This window comes from Providencia sp. JGM181 (assembly GCF_018257375.1).
Lineage (GTDB): Bacteria > Pseudomonadota > Gammaproteobacteria > Enterobacterales > Enterobacteriaceae > Providencia > Providencia lanzhouensis.
The window spans coordinates 13397-31151 of record NZ_JAERJY010000025.1; the positions used below are offsets into that span (position 1 = coordinate 13397).

At 43.7% G+C, this 17755-nt stretch carries 16 protein-coding genes; 2 read left to right on the forward strand and 14 right to left on the reverse strand.

Annotated features, from left to right (window positions below; translation table 11 throughout):
* Positions 1–252 precede the first annotated feature (252 nt).
* Positions 253–1503: a mechanosensitive ion channel family protein gene (locus JK188_RS05620; RefSeq protein ID WP_036952924.1), complete on the reverse strand. Its 1251-nt coding sequence runs from the start codon at positions 1501–1503 to the stop codon at positions 253–255.
* 141 nt (positions 1504–1644) lie between these two features.
* Between JK188_RS05620 and JK188_RS05625 the strand changes: the two genes are divergently transcribed.
* Positions 1645–2208: an anti-virulence regulator CigR family protein gene (locus tag JK188_RS05625; protein WP_442959111.1), complete on the forward strand. Its 564-nt coding sequence runs from the start codon at positions 1645–1647 to the stop codon at positions 2206–2208.
* A 337-nt stretch (positions 2209–2545) separates the two neighbouring features.
* On the opposite strand, the gene JK188_RS05630 is transcribed toward JK188_RS05625, so the two are convergent.
* From JK188_RS05630 to JK188_RS05640, 3 genes are all read right to left on the reverse strand, one after another.
* Positions 2546–3121: a cysteine hydrolase family protein gene (locus tag JK188_RS05630; protein WP_211886025.1), complete on the reverse strand. Its 576-nt coding sequence runs from the start codon at positions 3119–3121 to the stop codon at positions 2546–2548.
* 125 nt (positions 3122–3246) lie between these two features.
* Positions 3247–4614, reverse strand: coding sequence for a sensor histidine kinase (locus JK188_RS05635; RefSeq protein ID WP_211886023.1), 1368 nt, complete (start codon positions 4612–4614; stop codon positions 3247–3249).
* Entirely contained in the window at positions 4604–5278 is a 675-nt protein-coding gene (locus JK188_RS05640; RefSeq protein ID WP_132495368.1) for a response regulator, read from the reverse strand. The genes JK188_RS05635 and JK188_RS05640 overlap by 11 nt, the downstream gene beginning before the upstream one ends.
* A 161-nt stretch (positions 5279–5439) precedes the next feature.
* Between JK188_RS05640 and JK188_RS05645 the strand changes: the two genes are divergently transcribed.
* Positions 5440–5679, forward strand: coding sequence for a hypothetical protein (locus JK188_RS05645; protein ID WP_036952939.1), 240 nt, complete (start codon positions 5440–5442; stop codon positions 5677–5679).
* Positions 5680–5849: 170 nt separating this feature from the next.
* Here the strand turns inward: JK188_RS05645 and JK188_RS05650 are convergent, their stop codons facing one another.
* The 10 genes from JK188_RS05650 to JK188_RS05695 all read right to left on the reverse strand — a co-directional run.
* Positions 5850–6110 (reverse strand): DinI-like family protein, encoded by a 261-nt coding sequence (locus tag JK188_RS05650; protein ID WP_036952942.1) that lies wholly within the window; start codon positions 6108–6110, stop codon positions 5850–5852.
* A 140-nt stretch (positions 6111–6250) separates the two neighbouring features.
* The gene (locus tag JK188_RS05655) at positions 6251–6928 is read right to left on the reverse strand and encodes a DUF1345 domain-containing protein (protein WP_211886021.1); all 678 of its coding nucleotides are present in this window, start codon (positions 6926–6928) and stop codon (positions 6251–6253) included.
* A gap of 112 nt (positions 6929–7040) precedes the next feature.
* Positions 7041–8387, reverse strand: a complete 1347-nt coding sequence (locus tag JK188_RS05660) for a VasL domain-containing protein (protein WP_211886019.1) — start codon at positions 8385–8387, stop codon at positions 7041–7043.
* A gap of 23 nt (positions 8388–8410) precedes the next feature.
* The gene (gene tssE, locus JK188_RS05665) at positions 8411–8839 is read right to left on the reverse strand and encodes a type VI secretion system baseplate subunit TssE (protein WP_004912512.1); all 429 of its coding nucleotides are present in this window, start codon (positions 8837–8839) and stop codon (positions 8411–8413) included.
* 1 nt (position 8840) lies between these two features.
* Entirely contained in the window at positions 8841–9380 is a 540-nt protein-coding gene (tssJ, locus tag JK188_RS05670; protein ID WP_211886017.1) for a type VI secretion system lipoprotein TssJ, read from the reverse strand.
* 15 nt (positions 9381–9395) lie between these two features.
* The gene (tssG, locus tag JK188_RS05675) at positions 9396–10487 is read right to left on the reverse strand and encodes a type VI secretion system baseplate subunit TssG (RefSeq protein WP_211886015.1); all 1092 of its coding nucleotides are present in this window, start codon (positions 10485–10487) and stop codon (positions 9396–9398) included.
* Positions 10463–12214 carry a type VI secretion system baseplate subunit TssF gene (gene tssF / locus JK188_RS05680; protein ID WP_211886009.1) on the reverse strand — a complete coding sequence of 584 codons (1752 nt, stop codon included), beginning with the start codon at positions 12212–12214 and terminating at the stop codon, positions 10463–10465. Before tssF ends, tssG begins: the two co-directional genes overlap by 25 nt.
* 23 nt (positions 12215–12237) lie before the next feature.
* Positions 12238–13848, reverse strand: coding sequence for a type VI secretion system protein TssA (tssA, locus tag JK188_RS05685; protein WP_211886008.1), 1611 nt, complete (start codon positions 13846–13848; stop codon positions 12238–12240).
* Positions 13849–13868: 20 nt separating this feature from the next.
* Entirely contained in the window at positions 13869–17234 is a 3366-nt protein-coding gene (locus JK188_RS05690; protein ID WP_211886003.1) for an ImcF-related family protein, read from the reverse strand.
* A partial coding sequence (locus tag JK188_RS05695; protein ID WP_211888627.1) for a hypothetical protein occupies positions 17221–17755 on the reverse strand: 535 nt, incomplete at its 5' end. The genes JK188_RS05695 and JK188_RS05690, both read right to left, overlap by 14 nt.

Consider the following 17755-nt stretch of genomic DNA (forward strand, 5'->3'; position numbering starts at 1 on the left):
ACCCACTCACTAACATGATATGCATCAACAATATCCTTGAAAAAACCAAGGGAAATATTTTTATTTATTTAATTTATAAGGAGTTTTCTTGTCATAGATGCCATTTTTGTTCTGTTTTTATTATCAATCGTTATATTAAAAATTATATAATGGTAGGGTGGGATCTGTGAGTATAAGAGGGGTTTCCCCCTCTAGGTAGGCTGGCCATGCTTGCTAATCATTAAGTAGTATTTATAAGTTACCTATGATGAGTTATTTATTTGTTGAATGACCTAAGAATCGAACATCATTACCGGTAGGTGATTGATGCACAGATAAATTGAACTGCGGCAGAATGGAAAAAATATGGTCAAAAATATCCGATTGGATGCGTTCGTATTCTAACCACACTGTCGTGTTGGTAAACGCGTAAATCTCAATTGGGATACCGTTTGAGTCTGACTCTAATTGGCGAACCATGATGGTCATATTTTTATGGATCTGCGGGTGAGCGCGTAGATACGCTTCAATATAGGCGCGAAATGTCCCGATATTAGTGAGGCGTCGCTGGTTGAGTGGCGTCGCTTTATCCTCTGGTAAAGCAGAGTTGTAGACCTGGATCTCAGAGACTTTTTTCCCGATGTAAGGCTCTAATAAGTTGGCTTTTTCAAAGTTGCTAACTTCTTCAGGTTTCAAAAAATGAATACTATTGGCATCGATACGTAGGCTACGCTTGATACGGCGCCCGCCTGATTCGGTCATGCCTTTCCAGTTTTTAAAGGAATCTGAAATCAGGGCATAAGTTGGAATGGTGGTGACGGTATTATCCCAATTTCGAACTTTAACTGTGGTCAATCCAATATCAATCACTGCACCATCGGCACCGTATTTCGGCATTTCCAGCCAATCGCCAATGTTGACCATATTATTCGCAGAGAGCTGAATACCGGCGACTAATCCCATAATCGGGTCTTTAAACACCAACATCATGACAGCTGTCATCGCACCTAAACCACTGAGGATAATCAACGGAGATTTACCAATCAGTAGCGCGATGATCATAATCGAAATCAAAACAGTGGCGATAAGCTTAATACTTTGGAAAATACCACGTAGCGGGAGATGTGCCGTTTTTGCCGCACGTTGTAATACACCCAGTGTGATATCCAAAATGGAATAAATCGTCAGTAAGCCAAACAGCAAGCACCATGCTTGGGAAGCGACATTCAATACCATTTGTGTCGTTGAGCCAGAAGATAGCCATAAGGTGGACTGAATATTGACCACAATACCTTGAATAATAAAGGCAATTCTATTGAACAGGTTATATTGGGTGAGTTGATGTTGCCAACCGGAACCCGCTTTTAATCCTCTTTTTTCAATCGTGGGAAGCAAAATTTTGTGCAGAAAAAGATGCAAAATCAGGGCGACAATCAGTATCAGCCCAAGAACCATTAAGAGAGAGGCAAGGGTGGCATAGTCTTGATTAAACTGGCGAGCCCAGTCGAGCAGTTGCTGCTGCATAAATTCTCCTTTATTGCGTTATCCATAAATGACGACCCAGTATAAGCAAATAGGACTTAAGTTTGGTTGAAATTACTAACATTTACATAACATTACTGTGAATGAGCCATTTCCTATTGCTGTCCTCTTACTGGGGACATAATGTTTTATGACCCAGCATGGTTAGGAATTCACAATAAAATGCACATCGAGAATAAAGCCAAAAAACCATTTATTTTGCAGTTTATCTTACTGCCTGCACTCATTTGCATGCCGCTATTTGCTCAGGCTTCTAACCATCAAGGTGATGAAGGTAATGGTAAGCATAAGGGTGACTATTATTATTATGATCATGATGACCATCATCATAAGCACAATAAAAAGCATAAGCATAAGGGTAAAAAATATGACTGTGATGTGAAAAAATACTCAAGTCATTATGATAACTCTTTGATTAGTATTAATATCAATTTCGGCGATGTTCGCCCCGTCGCCGTCAATTATGGGTTAGTAGGTTATAAAGGGCTTCCTCCAGGTATTGAAAAACAGATCCGTCGAGGTAAGCCGCTGCCACCAGGAATTGCTAAAAAAGCGTTACCGGCCTCGTTTAGAGCCTGCTTGCCAACTTACTCTGGGTATGAGTGGCGAATGAGTGGTAAAGATTTGCTGTTAGTTGCGATTAAAACGGCGATAGTGGCAGAAATTATTGAGAACGTATTTGAATAAAAAAAACGGCCTTAAAAAAGGCCGTTAGCAAAAATTTGCAAATACTTGAATGAGGTAAATGAAAGGTTTGATTGACTATGGTTTAACTAACTAAAGTTTAAAGCAAATTACATAAAACGCTTGGACAGTAATTCAACAACTTCTTGCAGGTTAACGAAAAATTCTTTGATGCTTTTCATGTTCGCTCCGAATGTTAATGTGTGATCTTGATCACGTAGGAGCATTCTAGTTTTTTATTGATCAAAGTCAATAATCAGCCAAAAGATATTTTAAATATTAAACTAATTTTTAGGTCGAACCTTGTAAATTATTGTTTACAGCTTACTCATCATGCCGGCTAATTACCTTGCATAAAGGTTTTGCTGGATGAAATGGTGGCTAGACCTGCCAGTGCCTGCATGCTTTGTTCGTGTAGTTCAATGGTTGCAGCGGCACACACATCTTCGAGGACATGGCAAAAATAACCTAAATCATGGGCTTGTCTTACGCTACTTTGGATTGCCATCACCGAACTGACTCCACCGAAATAGAGCCGAGTAATATTATTATCGTTAAGCCATTGGTGGAGTTTATTGCCTGCAAATGCAGAAACGCCTTTCTTAATGATCACTCTGTCTTGCATATGAACTTTCAAATCTTCCACCCAATGGCAGCCATAGCCACTTAATTTTAATGCGCCTCTCTGTTTAGCTTGTGAAAAAAGTGGGGAGCCAGCAGGGATATCTTGATAATTATCGCTAAAGCCAACTTTGACCCAAATAACAGGAATACGCTGACTTCTTGCGTAATTAGCGGCTTGATTCGCCTTTTCAATAATATTACGGGAATTGACTTGGGAATAACTGCTATTGGATAAACCGTTTTTACCCACAATATCGTTAATAAGATCAATGATGATTAGCGCCTGTGACATTATTGCCCCTTTTTATGGCTAAGTAATTTAACGTAAAAGGGGATTGTAATGTTTATTATGCACTAGGGATGTTAACTGAATAACATTATTTTAAATAATGGTATTATTCTCGACTGCCGCCTTAATTAAGGCAAATCAATAATAAATCCAATACCTTTATTCTCTAATCCATCAGTGACTTTTAATGTTGCACCTATTTTCGATGCCAGATTATGGGCAATAGATAATCCTAAACCGCTTCCTGTTTCTAATGTTCCGGGCACACGGTAAAAGCGAGAAAATAGATGTGCTCGGCTCTCTTCGGGAATACCGCGTCCATTATCTTGAACTGTAATGGTGGCACCAAAAGGGGTGAGATCGACCAGTGTCACTTTTATTTTGGCTTTTTCTGGAGAATATTTAATCGCATTTTCGATTAAATTAGTGAACACATTACTCAGTGCTAGCTTATCAGTTTCAACATAAAAAGAATCTGGACTGGATAATTCCACATCAATATGTTTATTGAGGGCATAAGGAATATGGGATGAAATGAGATTACTGATTAACATCGGTAAATCAATTTGCTCTTTACGAATGGCAAAATCTTCCGCTTCCAAACGTGCGAGATCAATTAATTGATGAGATAAAGAGGCGGCGCGCGTTAATGTCTCTTTCATATCATTAATAATCTCGGCTTTTTCTTTTGGATTATCGATATGCATTAACACATGTAATTGTGCTGTTACCGCTGCAATCGGAGTCCGCAATTCATGAGCCGCATCTGCCATAAAACGTTTTTCGCGTAAATTAGCGGCATCGACTCGTGCCATTAATTGGTTAATCGCGGAAATAATAGGGCGAGTTTCTTTATACATATCTTTGGTATCAATCGGCGTTAAATTTCCCGGTTGACGCGATGAAATAATTTTAGCGACTTGTTTAATTGGACGAATACTAAAATAGGCAGTGATCAAAATAGCGATTAACATTATGCCCAAAATAAAGGCGAGAGGAATTGCAGTGCCTTCGGCTGGGTTACCAATTAACTTTCGTCGCTCAAGATACGATTCTGCAATCACAACTTCGAGGGTATGGTCATCATCCCATGCAGAAGTGAAATGCCAATCTTTATGTTGAGCAGTTAGCATATCGACTGATTTTAGTGATGGGTCTGAAATCTTTTCACTATTGCGATATAGCACATGTCCCCGATTATCCCGCACAACCATATACGGTTTATAGCTAGTTTCAATGCCGTTTTCCATGGCATCGGTATACATTTTTTGCAGAATAACCGCGAGCTTATCAAAATATTCTGGGGTATCTGACACCGTGCCTAATGTACGCGCAATCCCTTGTGTGACTATCTGCTGTTGTTGGTTAAATTCATCATCATCGACCAAATCAGGTAGATAAAAAAATTGTAACCAACCGACTAGCAGCAGCCATAAAAAGATGACTGCGCCAATCTGAATACCAAATGTGTAGACAAGAAAGGATTTAATCTTCACCAGATTGCGCTTCTTTTTTTAGTAAATAGCCGATGCCACGGATAGTAATAATTCTGTCTTTACCAATTTTGCGGCGTAAATTATGAATGTGGACTTCAAGGGAGTTACTTTCCACATCATCCAAGCCAAATAAACGTTGCTCTAAATCTGTTTTTCGCACGACATTGTCGGCATTTTTAATTAACTCGTATAGCAACAAATATTCCTTGCCGGAGAGTAATAATAATTGACCATCCAAGGTGACTTGGTGATTTAACGGATTTAATTGCAGATTATCCAATTGCCAAATTTCAGATGAAAACCCAGCCATACGGCGGCTAATAGCCTTTACGCGAGAAATTAATTCTGGCATCTCAAAGGGTTTTGTTAAGAAATCATCGGCACCAGAATCTAAGCTCGCCACTAAATTATCCATTTTATTGCGGGCGGTAAGAATAATAATCGGTATTGATTCTCCAGATTGGCGCCATGAAATTAATTCCTCTTGACCATCACCATCAGGTAATCCCAAGTCTAAAAGCATGACATCAAAATTGCGTGCCTGTAATTGCTGCTTAGCATCCGATAATAATCTGACCCAGCAAGGATTAAATCCGGCTAATTCCAGTCCACGACATAACGCTTTGCCGAGCTGAAGATCATCTTCTACCAATAAAATATTCATATTTATTACCTCTGTTGCGGAGTATAAGCAGACTCCGCTCACCCAGCAACTAGGATATTTATCCCCTTAAGCATCCCTTAAGGTTGGTTTAACCAAATATTAAGGTACTAAAATGCAAAAGCACTAATATACCCTCAACAACCATAACAAGAGCATTCATCATGAAAAAAGCGTATATTGAAGTGCCTCTATTTATCGGGATTATTTTTTTTGCCATGGTATTTATGGGGGCGAGTTTCAATAAACCACAATTGGCGTTGAATCCGACAAAATTAAATGAAGTTCAGCGATGCACTGATGCGAAAACTTGCTTAGTAGAGGCTCGAATACTTGAAGTGAGTAAAACGAAACGTAATCCGGTGAATGAGTTTAAATCGTATCTTCGTCAGAAACTTTATTAATAGTCTTTCGATAATGGCGGAATAGTGAATTGTGGTGCTATCGGTTTTTATACGCAAAAGCGTATAAGTGATAGGCAGAAACACATTAAAAGTGATTCAGATTAACTTCAAAGAATAGCGAATTAAGAAATGGAAGATAGATATTACCCTTCCATTTCTCTGCTAATCATCTAGTCATCGGTATTTGCTTCAGGTAGCCAGCCGTCATCCATCCAAATTTCTTCTAAGATCTCTTCAATGCGTAATTTATCATCCGCAATCTTCGTTCCTGAAATATTAATCGCCTGCTGAGAGCTAAAGCCCACTCGAGTGACCATATCAGGGTACTGTGACTGTAGTTTGCGTAAAATCTCAGACTCTAAAGCTTGTAAAACCAAGCCACTTGGTTTTTGCGGTGAATTCTTATCAAATAACACTTCGATGCGTAACATAATAGCCTCTACTAAAGACTGTATTAATATACAGTATTTTTAGATCTATATGGGGATATTGTCAATATCCTGCATTGAATATTTTTTTATTGTGATAGCAGGCTAACTCTTTTTATTTCGACAAGTTAATCCGATAACCTTTAAAAGAAGCTGGCAGAAATATTAATACACAACCCTAAAATGGCCATATTAAAGACAAATGAAATAACGGATTGGAGCAATACTGCACGACGCATAGGGGTTGAGGCTACTTCCACATCTGCCGTTTGTGAGGCGACGGCAATGGTGAATGAGAAATACATAAAATCCGAATAGCTGGGTTGGGTGATTTTATCGGGGAAAATTAGCCACGTTTTTTCATTTTCACTATTGCCGTAATAGAGGTGGGCATAGTGCATGGTAAAGCCCGTGGGTAAGAGCAGCCAAGAGGATATCAATGTCGAGGCAGTTAAAATATAAGAGTAAATTTTATCGGCTTTCGGGATATCACTGTGTCCGCCCAAGGCAAAAAATAAGGCTAATAAACTGACGCAGCAGCCTGACATCAAGAAAAATATTACCATGCTCGCGCTTTCATCTTCGATTTTTGTCAGCTTACGAATATCTTTCACATTGTGGCTAATAATTCTCTGGAATAGAAACAGCAAATAGCACCACGCAAATGCGTTCCAACTGATAATTAAGTTAATAATCAGACTTTGTGTTTGAAATAAAGCGAAGAAAGTGATGAAAGCAACAATAAGCGAGACCAAAAAGCGCGGTCGAGAATGAAATGCATGACGTAGCTGGTGGGTGATACGAGCAGCACAGCGAAGCATGGGGTATTCCTTGAAAAATAATTATCACGTTAATTTAAAACGAGTATATCACTGAAAAAAATGGAGCACGAATAAGGTGCTCCATACAGGTATTGCTTAGGAATAAATAGGTTTATTTTTCGCTTTGTCTTATCAACGCATAGCGATTCAGTAGCTGTTTAAAATGATTATCAATCCGTTGATATTCAGATTCAGGGACGGAACCTTGGGTTTGAAGTTGCTCAAGACGACGTAATTCCTCTTCCAAAGGAACGCTTTGATTAAAATGCTGGCGAGCATTGAAAATAATGGTTTTTAATTCAGACCCCGTGATATAGCTGCGAGGTTTACCATCAAGACTGTCTAAGCGCGTACTGAGATTATTTAGCTCGGCCATCCCTTCAGACCACTGTTGTAATTTATCGTTAGATAGCGCATTAATTTGCATATTTTGCTGCCATTTATCGTTAAATGCGCTGACTTCTTGACGTTCACCATATTGCTTAGTGAGGTAACTCACCATGTTTAATCCATACAGCTGAGGCCAAATTGGGGAGACGGACTCTAATTCCACGAGATAGTTATCGATTACCTTGAGTTTTTCAGGGGAAAAACTATTGGGTTGTGCGGCATTAGGCTGTAATTGTTGCTCAAGAATTGAGGCAATATTCGGCGTAAAGTCAGGTAATTGGGGTAGCGCTTGCGCTAAAACATGGTTATTGATTTGTGGGTGTAACATATACAAAGTTCCTGCACACAGCGCGCCTGCGAGCACAATACCAAAAGCCAAACCCACACAAATGCCTTTGCGGTAAGAAGGCTTGATCGGTGTCGGTGTGCTGATAGTAGCATTGGCTTTGATGGAAATTGGCGTTGCTGCGGTACGGGCATGAAATGATGATGGAGAAGTTTTTGGTAATTGCAGTGGCGTCGGTGGAATAAAACCATTGTCGGGAACATCGGTATTTTCGAGCTGCTTGGCTTGAGTGATGAGCAAGTTTTGCAGTCGTTCCAGCTGAGTAAGGTGTTTGAGCTCTAATGTTTGTAGCAGCTGCCCAATTTGGTTGAGCGTCGCTTCAGTTTGATACAGTGCTGGCAGGTCTGCATAAACAGGCGCATGGGCGCGTAATCCTGTCATGAGTTGTTGGCTCAGCGTAGCGAGGATCTCAACCCGGGCATGGGTCTGTTGTGGCCATAATCCTTGCCAGTGGCGGCTCAGTAAATGTTGGAGTAAAGATAAGCCTTCGTTTAATCCCGCGATACCATTTTGATGCTGGCGGATCAGGGTAAACCATGCGCAAGTTTGTAAATCAGCGCCGTTTTGGTTGAATAAGGACAAACATAGCCCATGAGCTCGCGCCCAGTCTACATCAGGGCGGGCGGGGTGAAAGCGTTTATTTAATTCTTCTTTGAGCGCGGCAAAATCAGCCAGCGTGCGCGGGTCGCCACCAAGGCGCAATGTGTTTAAATCTGGGTTCATAGTTTTCTCACGCTATCGTCGGTTTAAATCGTATCGAATTGTTTTTTTAGATGGTGTACGAGAATGCGCCCATCCGGCATAAATTCAGTGCCATAACGGATCAAACCTTGCTCATGTAATTCAACCTCAAGGGCGTAATGGAGCGCCCCAAAGCTGTTTTGCGGTAATAACACTAAAGAGAGTGATTTGATGCGGGGCTCATACTTGAGTAACGTGGCCGATAAAATGGTCATCATATTGTGAGCAGTGCCGGGGAGACCTTGGATCATTTTACTCATATCAGGTAGCCCATAGTCGGGAAGATGCTCGATACTACCCGCTCTGGCGTTGAGAATGCGGCGAATATTGTCCATCACAGACACCATCACTTGGTCATGTTCTGGGATAGCATCAATATCCAATCCACCCGCAAAATACCCCGTCAACATTTCATATAATGAAGGCTGGGACATGCTATTTTTCTCCAAGTGGTTTTAAGGTCATGGAGTTATCCGCGAGGGTGAGTAAGCGCGGGTCATCCGGTAGTAACCGCTTTTTGGGGATCACTACGCGCCAGTCATCGGTGATAAGGTCTGGGTGATGGAACATCACGGCGATGGCAACAAATTCAGCGCCGTCTTCAAGGGGCATATCAAGGGAAATCGACTCTCCTGGGCGAATGCGTAAATCTTTTTGTACCACGAGAGAGGATTTTAGTACTTGGCTATCTTTGGCAAATAACGACGCGTAATCACTCTCATCAAAGCTTTCAGTATCTTTCAATTGATATACGCGAATGATGGTGGACAGCGATGCGCCTGTATCATCGGTATTGAGCGCTTCACGTGCCACGAAATCAAGATGGACGACTTTCACTTGCTTATAAAATATCGCGTTTGCTGCACTGCGAGTGCCATCGCTGACCATTTGAGTGAGCCCGCATCCAGCGAGATTTAATGCAGTCAGAAGCACCAATGTTTTGCCGCAAAATGGCAGTAAAGGGATGTGTTTCATAGGATAGTCCCAGAATTAGAATCGATAATTAGCGTAATGTGAGGGCGGCGTAGAGTGTGATGTTGCCGATAATCGCTGATAGCGCCCTAAATTTAAGGTAATAATGTGTTCTCGGTGAGGGGCATTAGGGGTTAATGCGCCCATCGCGGCGGTACGTCCCAGTTGAACACCTTGGTGAGATTGCGTGCTTAACGTTGCGTTAGGGAGCAACTTTCTGGGTAATTTGAGACAAAGACGGGCATTGACTCTTGACCCTAGGTAAACATGCAATAGCGCCATTAAATCTTGATACAGTTGTCCGTCAGGCAACCAATTGCGGGCTTCATCAAAGTTATCTGTCTGTAAGGTAATCAAAATTTGGCTGTTTACATCGGTAGAATACTGACCTAAAACGGGCTTGTTGGTTAAGGTCATCGGTGTTCTGCACGATAGCCCTGTTTGAGTTGTTTGCTCGATACGCCGCGGGTCATGGGGTTTGATTTTTACGTGAGTGTCAGGCGCGAGTAATTTAACGAGTGACACAACGCCTTCTGCGGTGCGGGTTGGAAAACGTAACGTACCCAGTAAGGCGAGAAAGCGGGATAAAGGCGCTTGCACATGTTGAGCTGTGCCTGGGATCCCTAAGCCAATTAACCCATACAAATACTGGGAAGTTTCATCTTCGCCACCCGCGGAAAAGGTTGCTGGATAGGAATATTTTCGCCAAATACGGTAAAACTGCGTGGTGAGCCGATGGTTAAAAATATCCAAAAAATCCGTGAGCGATTCGGTCCCTTCCCGCTGTTGCGCGATGTCATCGAGGTAGGCGGTGGGTAACGGTGATGTGACACCATATAACCCTAAAAAGGTAGTTCGAATACTGGGTGTGTTGCTATCTCGGTAGCGGTCTTCAATGTCGATGCCTTTAATTTCGGTGACAGGAAAACCCATCCCACGATGGGGACGAAACCGGATAACATCGGTTTTTGGATCTTGGGTGCTACCAAGTGGCGGGCGCTGTTTATTACTCTGTTCTAGCAGTTGGCAAAACCGATAGAAGTTAACCAGTGGTAGACGCTCCCCTAGCGCATCAAAAAGCTGATTTACTGAGGATGATTCTCTGTCCATGTGAGGCTATTTCCTGTTGGTAAAATATGGAGAGTCAATTGGTTAAATAGATGCACGTCGGTGTACAGTGCGAAAAAGCGGTTGAGCATTTCGCCAAAGAGATGAATATCACCTTCACCGTTAAATCCGTTGCTATCAAGAGTGATATCGATGGCAATACCGCGCTGTAAAAAGCCTTTTTCGAAACGCTCAATAAGGTGCTGTTCAACGTGGATCATGGCATCGAGTTTGCGGCTGTTTAAATCATCTTCGCGCCAGTCATAGAGCGCCAATGTGCCGCGCAATACTTCCACGTTGTCCATCATATTGAGGAAACTGGCGCCAAGGTGGCTAAGAACGCGCCAATGGAAACGGTCTTCGGCTGGTGGATAGCAAGGCAGGGTTGGTTTGCATAAATTGCGAACCTGCAATTGGGTTTGTAGGGTTTCTTCGGTCCTGTCGAGCAATGTACTTTGCAGCGCTTTGCGCGGAAGTTGCCCGTTAGTGCCGGTTAATTGCAAAGATAAGGTTTCACTTTCCAGAGCGGCGGTCGGCTGTTCGCGTTCTCCCCCTAAAATCAGCCATGTATCATGTAACCCGCTGACACCGCGCTTAACGCGAGTGTGGTAGTAGTGTTCAGGTGCATTGCGGCGCAACATGCCACCTCGATGGCGAAAACTGCTGAATGGAACATAGTGAATGTGTTCACCTCGCCTTGTTCCATGAACCGTATCGACAGCATAAATTTCGGTATGCCCATCTTGTAGGCGACGGGGACGCAGTAAATATTCACTTTCTAACCCGTTAACGGTGAGTGGATCTGCTTCAATATTGAATAAGTTGATCACCGGCACGCTATGCAGTTTTAGGTTGTCGCGACTTAATGGAATGTCGCTATCCCACAGGGTATCGAGCACAACTTCCAGCTCAAAGTGACTTAATCCTTCGGGTAATTGAATCTCTTCAAGCCCGTTTAAATTGACGAAGAAAAACTTTTCTCGAAAAGAAAAATACTCTAGCAATAGCTGGTAGCCACTGAAGGTACTATCTCCTTTGGGCCACAGTTGATCTTCTTCGGCAAATCCGCCGGGGGAAAACCACAGCGGTAAACGAACGCGGTCAGGGGATGACGGTAAACGGATATAGGTCGCCGCGACGTGTTTGGTGAGTGCCAGATGTAGAGCGTAAGTGGTTGGGACGTCACCCGCCAAATAAAAGGAAATAGTCCCAAGAGGGCTCTGTTTCCAATCGACAAGTTTTGCACAATCGAAGCGTAATCGGATCACGGAACGGCCATCAGGCTCAGTGGTTAAATTCACTGTGGATAGCGCAATGGGATTTAAGGTTAAATCCCGCGTGGTGCGGTAACGACAAACGGTTTTCTTCTCGCCAATTGGGCGTGAAAGCACTTCAAAATTGGCTGGGATCACCGACGATAATTTCATATCGTGAATATCCGGTGCGAGTTCAACCACAGACAGTGAAGGAATGGTTTGTAAATAATGAGGCCAAAGTAGGCTGACCAATCCTTCCGTTAATTCCGGTAAATCATCATCAATTTTCTGGCGTAGTTGCCCCATCGAAAAGGCAAAACCTTCAAATAGTCGCTCAACAAAAGGGTCGGGAATGCCGGCTTTATCTAAATCTAATAGTGCCGCCCGGTCGGGATGAGCTTGGGCGAACTCTTTGGCAGCTTCGCGTAGATAGCGCATTTCTGCATCATAATAGCGAAGGGTTAAATCATCCATTCGTATCACTCTCACTGATTAATTTAAGGGTAGAGCACCAATGCTCGGACAGGATCTAAGCGAGTTAATTGAGCCAATAATTCAGACATTTGACGATGTAACTCGGCTTTATCCGGTGTATTACGTTGTGCTTTACCGCGCAGAAGTTGTAATTGGCGGGCTTTGACTTCAAACAGGGAATGCGGTTCCCAATCAGCCAGTTGCATGTGTTCAGCGCGATTATCTAATTCACGCAATAAGTTCAGCGCTAAATCATGACGGGCAAACTGCTCTGCCACTCTTGCCATTACCAATTGCAATAGCCATTTTTGGCGGGTGGTCTGAATATTCGGGCGAGACATTAACCATGCTAGTGCAGCTTCCACCCCTTCGGTATCGGCTTGCGTTAATGCTTCTTGCTCTAAGGCGAATATCGAGCCGTTATCATCATCATCCGCGCCTTGAACTGGCATATGGTGCAGAGACTGAATGTTATCTTCCAGAATCTGTTGTTTGATCCACGCGAGGGTCACTTCATCAGCAAAGGGGGTGCCATCTTCCCATGCGAGATTTTCTAACCCGGGTAGGCGCAATAAAAATTGTTTTAAATCCGAGGCAATAACGTCTGCCCAACCGTTCCAAGGCGCGGGAGATTTACTGAGCGCTTGGTGTAGGTACCATTGAACGTCTAACCAAAAATGGTTAACGCCTTCGGCAAATAGACGGTCGGCTTGTTCGGTGAGCTCCAACCAGTTTTGTTGCAGATATAAACGTTTTAATTGGGCTTTCGCATCCGAGCGCGGTGGGGCTAAACGTGTGCAACCATGCTGGTTCTGTGGTGGCGATTGGTGCAGGGTATCCCAACGGACAGATTTCATCAGCCGGTGACCCGACAGCCAGCCGTTGGGTTGATTACGTAGATAATTGGCAAGGACTTTGGCTTGGTCGAGCAGCTCACGACCTGATTGTATGGGGGCGATAGGGCTGATCCCCGAGGCAGTTTGCTTTATCGCGATATTTTCCGACGCTTTGATATTTTGCGGGACGACACTATCAGCCCCACCCGATTGGGCGAGCCGATTTTCTAAAGCCCGTAAAAGGGGAGCAAGGTTAGGGCGGCTTGCTTCATCCCACGTATTAAACTCATCCACGATCGCGCTAAGTAGCGCCACAATGCGGGAAAATTCGTTGCTATCCACCTCAGGGTAGAGGGATAAGCTGTCGATAACACGTTGACCCGCCAGCCATTCGATGGCGGCTTTTCGGCTATTTGGGCGCGAAGGTAGTAGGCTGTCATGGTAGCGATGCAGTAATCCTGCGAGTAGACCTAGCCCATCGGCTAATCCTGTTTCCCCTTCGCGATGCAAACGCGCCCAAATATAATAAGTGATAACTCGCGCATCTTTGCAGACGTTGGTTAGGAGGTTTTCGGCAAGAGCACAAATTAATTCAGTGTCTGATCCCGAGAGTTTGTTGACTTCTTCTTTCATGCGTTCGAAGTCATCGTCATAACCGGGGTCATCCCCCATTGGATTTTCAGCTGTAATGGGCAGTAGCCAGCGCTCCCATAGTGCCACTTGTTGCTCAACAAGCTGGTTAGCAGCAAGCGGATTTCCAGTAAAGCAAGCGGTGCGCAAGGCAGTTAATAAAGGCATAGGTGATGTCCTATCGGTGGCTAATCCAAAAAGATTTTTTCAGGCAAAACGAAATTGCGCAGTTTTAATAGTGCCAGCGGGCCTTGACCCATTTCGGTGCGCAGTTGGTAATTCAGCGTGTTGCCATCCGGTGTTACCCACGAGACGGTATAGCTGCTAGTGCTGCCCGCATAAGGCGCGACGTTGGCCGTTTCGAGTAAACGGATCAGCCCCCAAACACCACGATGATCGCCATAGAGTCGGGTACCCGATGACGTAGTCATCCAGGTTAAAGATGCGCCAGACGCGACGGTATCGGCAGGCCAAACAAAACGTTGCCATTCTGGGAACTGGTTATCGTAAGTGAGATTTTGTTTATCGATCACCAATATGGTTTGCATCACATTTTTACTGGTGCCTGGACGCATTTCAAAGTAGAGGCGCGCTTCCCCGTTCGCGAAAGCCACATCACCTAACTCTGTCAGGGTATTTAGCGCGGTTAAAAAGGCAGGGTTAAAGCGTAAGCCTTGGGCATTGGTGCTATTGGGGACCCAATGGTTGCCTTCTTTGCGTAAAACCCCTTGCAAGCGCGTTTCTAAGAAGCGTTGGATCCGACCATTATCGGGGCGCAGATATTGCGCCATCAACGGTAAGGAGATATCGCTTTGGGTATTTTTTAGAGGATAGCGTCCGCCGAAAGCGTTGTTCCATTCACTGACAATGGCATTTTGCCATTCGCTATTAATGCCTTGGGCGGTTGGTGTGAGTAATTGCTGCCACGCTTGGGTCATCGGCTCCACTAACAGCGCATCCCCAAAGCTTTGCCACTCTTGCCCAAAGCTGGCGGCAATCAAACTACCCATATCCCGCGCTTCGGCGAAATCGACATTTTTACCTTCTAGAATACTTTGCGCGAAGGATTGAGACATCGCTTGCGGATCCGGTGCATTAACCACTTGCTGAAGTTTTAATCGCACGCGGGTTATGCGGGTGAGATAGGCTTGTAGGCTGAGGTTATCGCTTGTTTGCGTGGCGGCTTGCGGGTCCACAAAATTCAGAATGGGGGCGAAGGTATCTTCAAGTGGACCCGTAAAGTCGGCTTTCTGACTAATGACGGGTTTCTGTTCTTTATTAAGCAGGTCTTTCGCGGAGTTCATAAAGGAGTCAGCGAGCTTTTCTTGCTGGCGTCCGGTTTTCCCTTGGTAAGCCACGGTATTCATCAATGCAATGACGGGTGACTGGCGCACATCGCTCATCAAAGATAATTGGTCGATAGTATCAGACAAGCTTTCAGTATGGCGCCATTGCAGGCTATTGAGGAAGTTTAACCAGCTATCAGAAAAGTCAGCAAAATAGCGTTCAGTAAGCTGCTGCTTAAGTGCATCAGGCGAAATATCTTGGCTAAGTTCATGCTGGCTATCACTCAATACCCAATCAATTTCATTGCGGCGAGATTCAACCACTTTTTTGATGGCAGGTTGAATAGACTCTTCCCACGCTTTGCGGGTAAAAATACCTGACACAAACTCATCCGTGGTGAATAAAAAGCTGGCATCGGTATCGCCCGTCATATCATCTAAGGTCATATCAGGGAACTGATGTTGCGCTTGTAGTAACACTTCTTGATATAGCGTAGCACTTTCGCTGCGTTGACCAATTTGTCGAATGAGTAAAGTGCGACTTTGATTAATCAGGTTATTGTTGGCAGTTAATTGCCATTCGGGGTGCTTCGGTAGCTGTTGGGCATAGAACATAAGTAATTCTTTACCGAGGGTTTGCCATTCGCCTTCGTTCATTCCTTGCGGGACGGGGAGAGTCGAGAGCACGCTATCAGTAAAAAACGCCGGATCCATGCGCTCAGGGGTACTCATCATTAAGTAGGTTTTTAGGCTTTGATACGCCCCTTGGGTGGCTTGGCGACGGTCATCACTGTTAGGGGATAACTGGGCGTAGGTTTGTAATTGTTGAGTCAATTGTTGAGCGATGGTATCACGCAAAGGCGGTAATACCGTTTCTTGGTACAGTGGCCATAAATGGGCTAATAGTGGCTGATTACTGTTTAGCCCAAAATGGAGCCAGAAAGGCACAGAAGTTTGTTCGCGATGATTGAGTAAGCCTAGGGTTTGCTGAAAATCATACTGAGCTTTGAGGCGTTCAGTTTCTGGTAATTGTGCGTTAGCAGCGACGCTTGCGCTTTGGTAGCTCTCTTCGATAAGCTGGCGATTGGCGAAGTAAGAGACAATCATACCGGCTCCCCATAAGGTCATGGCGGTGGCTGCGCCATATTGAACGAGACGTTTTTTGTCAAAGCCTAAAGAGGCAGGCTGTAAACCGGATGCCAGTTCAGATTGCACATTCAACCAGCTTTTCCAGCGGGTATCAGGGTGCCAACTATTGGGTAAACGTTGCTGATTTAACGGATTGATACAAGGGCTAAATGCAATGCCGGAAAAAGGCAGCGTACGTAATTGGGTATTGAGTGGGGCTAATGCGGTTGCAAGCTGCTGGCTGCCACCGTTTTGTAAAAATTGGGCTAAGGCGAGTAGATAGGTGTGTTTTTGTTCGCGCAGTAATGCTTGAGTTCCGTTGATCACAAGTGCAGGGATCAGGCTTAATAAGCTAGGCGATAGCGCCTCGGCTGGCATATTTTGCTCTGTCATACAGAGGATAGAGGGCGTTTCAACCGCGCTGAGGGATTGCTGGTCACTGACACTCCATACCCAAACTGGCGCACGCCAACCTAATTCTTGGAAGAGGTTCTGGATAGCGCGCCCTGCATTGTGGGCTGTTGCGGTATTGAGGTTAGTGAAAGTGACGTTGTTGTCTAAAAGCTGAGATGAAATGCTGTTTTCAGTCACCCAAATCACGCCATCGAGCGGACGACGTCGGCGTAGGTGTTTGAGGGTTTCTAGTCGCTCTGAATCGATGGAACTCCCGATATCGCCACCGTAGATAAGTAGGGTTCCATCACACTCTTGCCAGATTTCTTGCGTCAGGCTAGGAGCGAGTTTTTCGACGGCGGAGTGGGAGCCAAGGAGATAAATAACAGAAATTTTATGTAAACAAAATCGACCATATACTTGTCTTAGAGCCTGCAACATTTCATTCGACGTATTATTATCATTGGCTTTTTTTAACCATTTATATTTATGCAAAAATGGCGCTATTGATGAAAGCGATATTCGGCGAATGAAGAACAAATAGACAGGGGCAATTAATAGTAGAATGAACCAAGAAATAACTGAATATAGGAAAATGGATTTATCAGAATATTGAGTCGCAAAATAGTCATTTCCAAATAAGGAATAAAAAGTACCAGCTAAAATCACTATTACAGTGATTGCTAGTAAATAGCCAATAATCAATGCACTTATTGGGGTTTTGGAACTTATTTTATCTTTGCTCATGACGGGAAATAACTCCAGCAAGGTGTTTATTGTCAATGATGTTCGACGTCCATCCACAAGAATCGATATTATTCTGTATACAATGGATTGTTGATTGAGAAATAGCTAGAAAAGGAGAAGACCGAGTGACTCCACCGTAGTATGGAAAAAGAACATTATCGATACAGATCCAATCGGTAGAAGCGAATGCAATAGCACTTTTACTATCCATAGAAATGGTGAGGCTAGGAGCCGTTTTTAGGTTTGCATATCGCTTTAAGTGAGTTGTTAGTTGATTAATATCTTCATAATGAGCATCAATGGTTTCACAACGATGAATAGCGTAATTTCCCGTATTCCCAATTAACCAAAGAAACCCGCTTTCGGATTGAATCACCTGTTCTGCTTTATCAAACAAATTTGTACCAGCAATGATGAGCTGTTCGTTATCACCATAATGCTCATAATGATTGTCAATAATATCATCAAGGTCATTAATTGAATGAATGATATTCCTATCGATAGAAGTATTACTATATAGC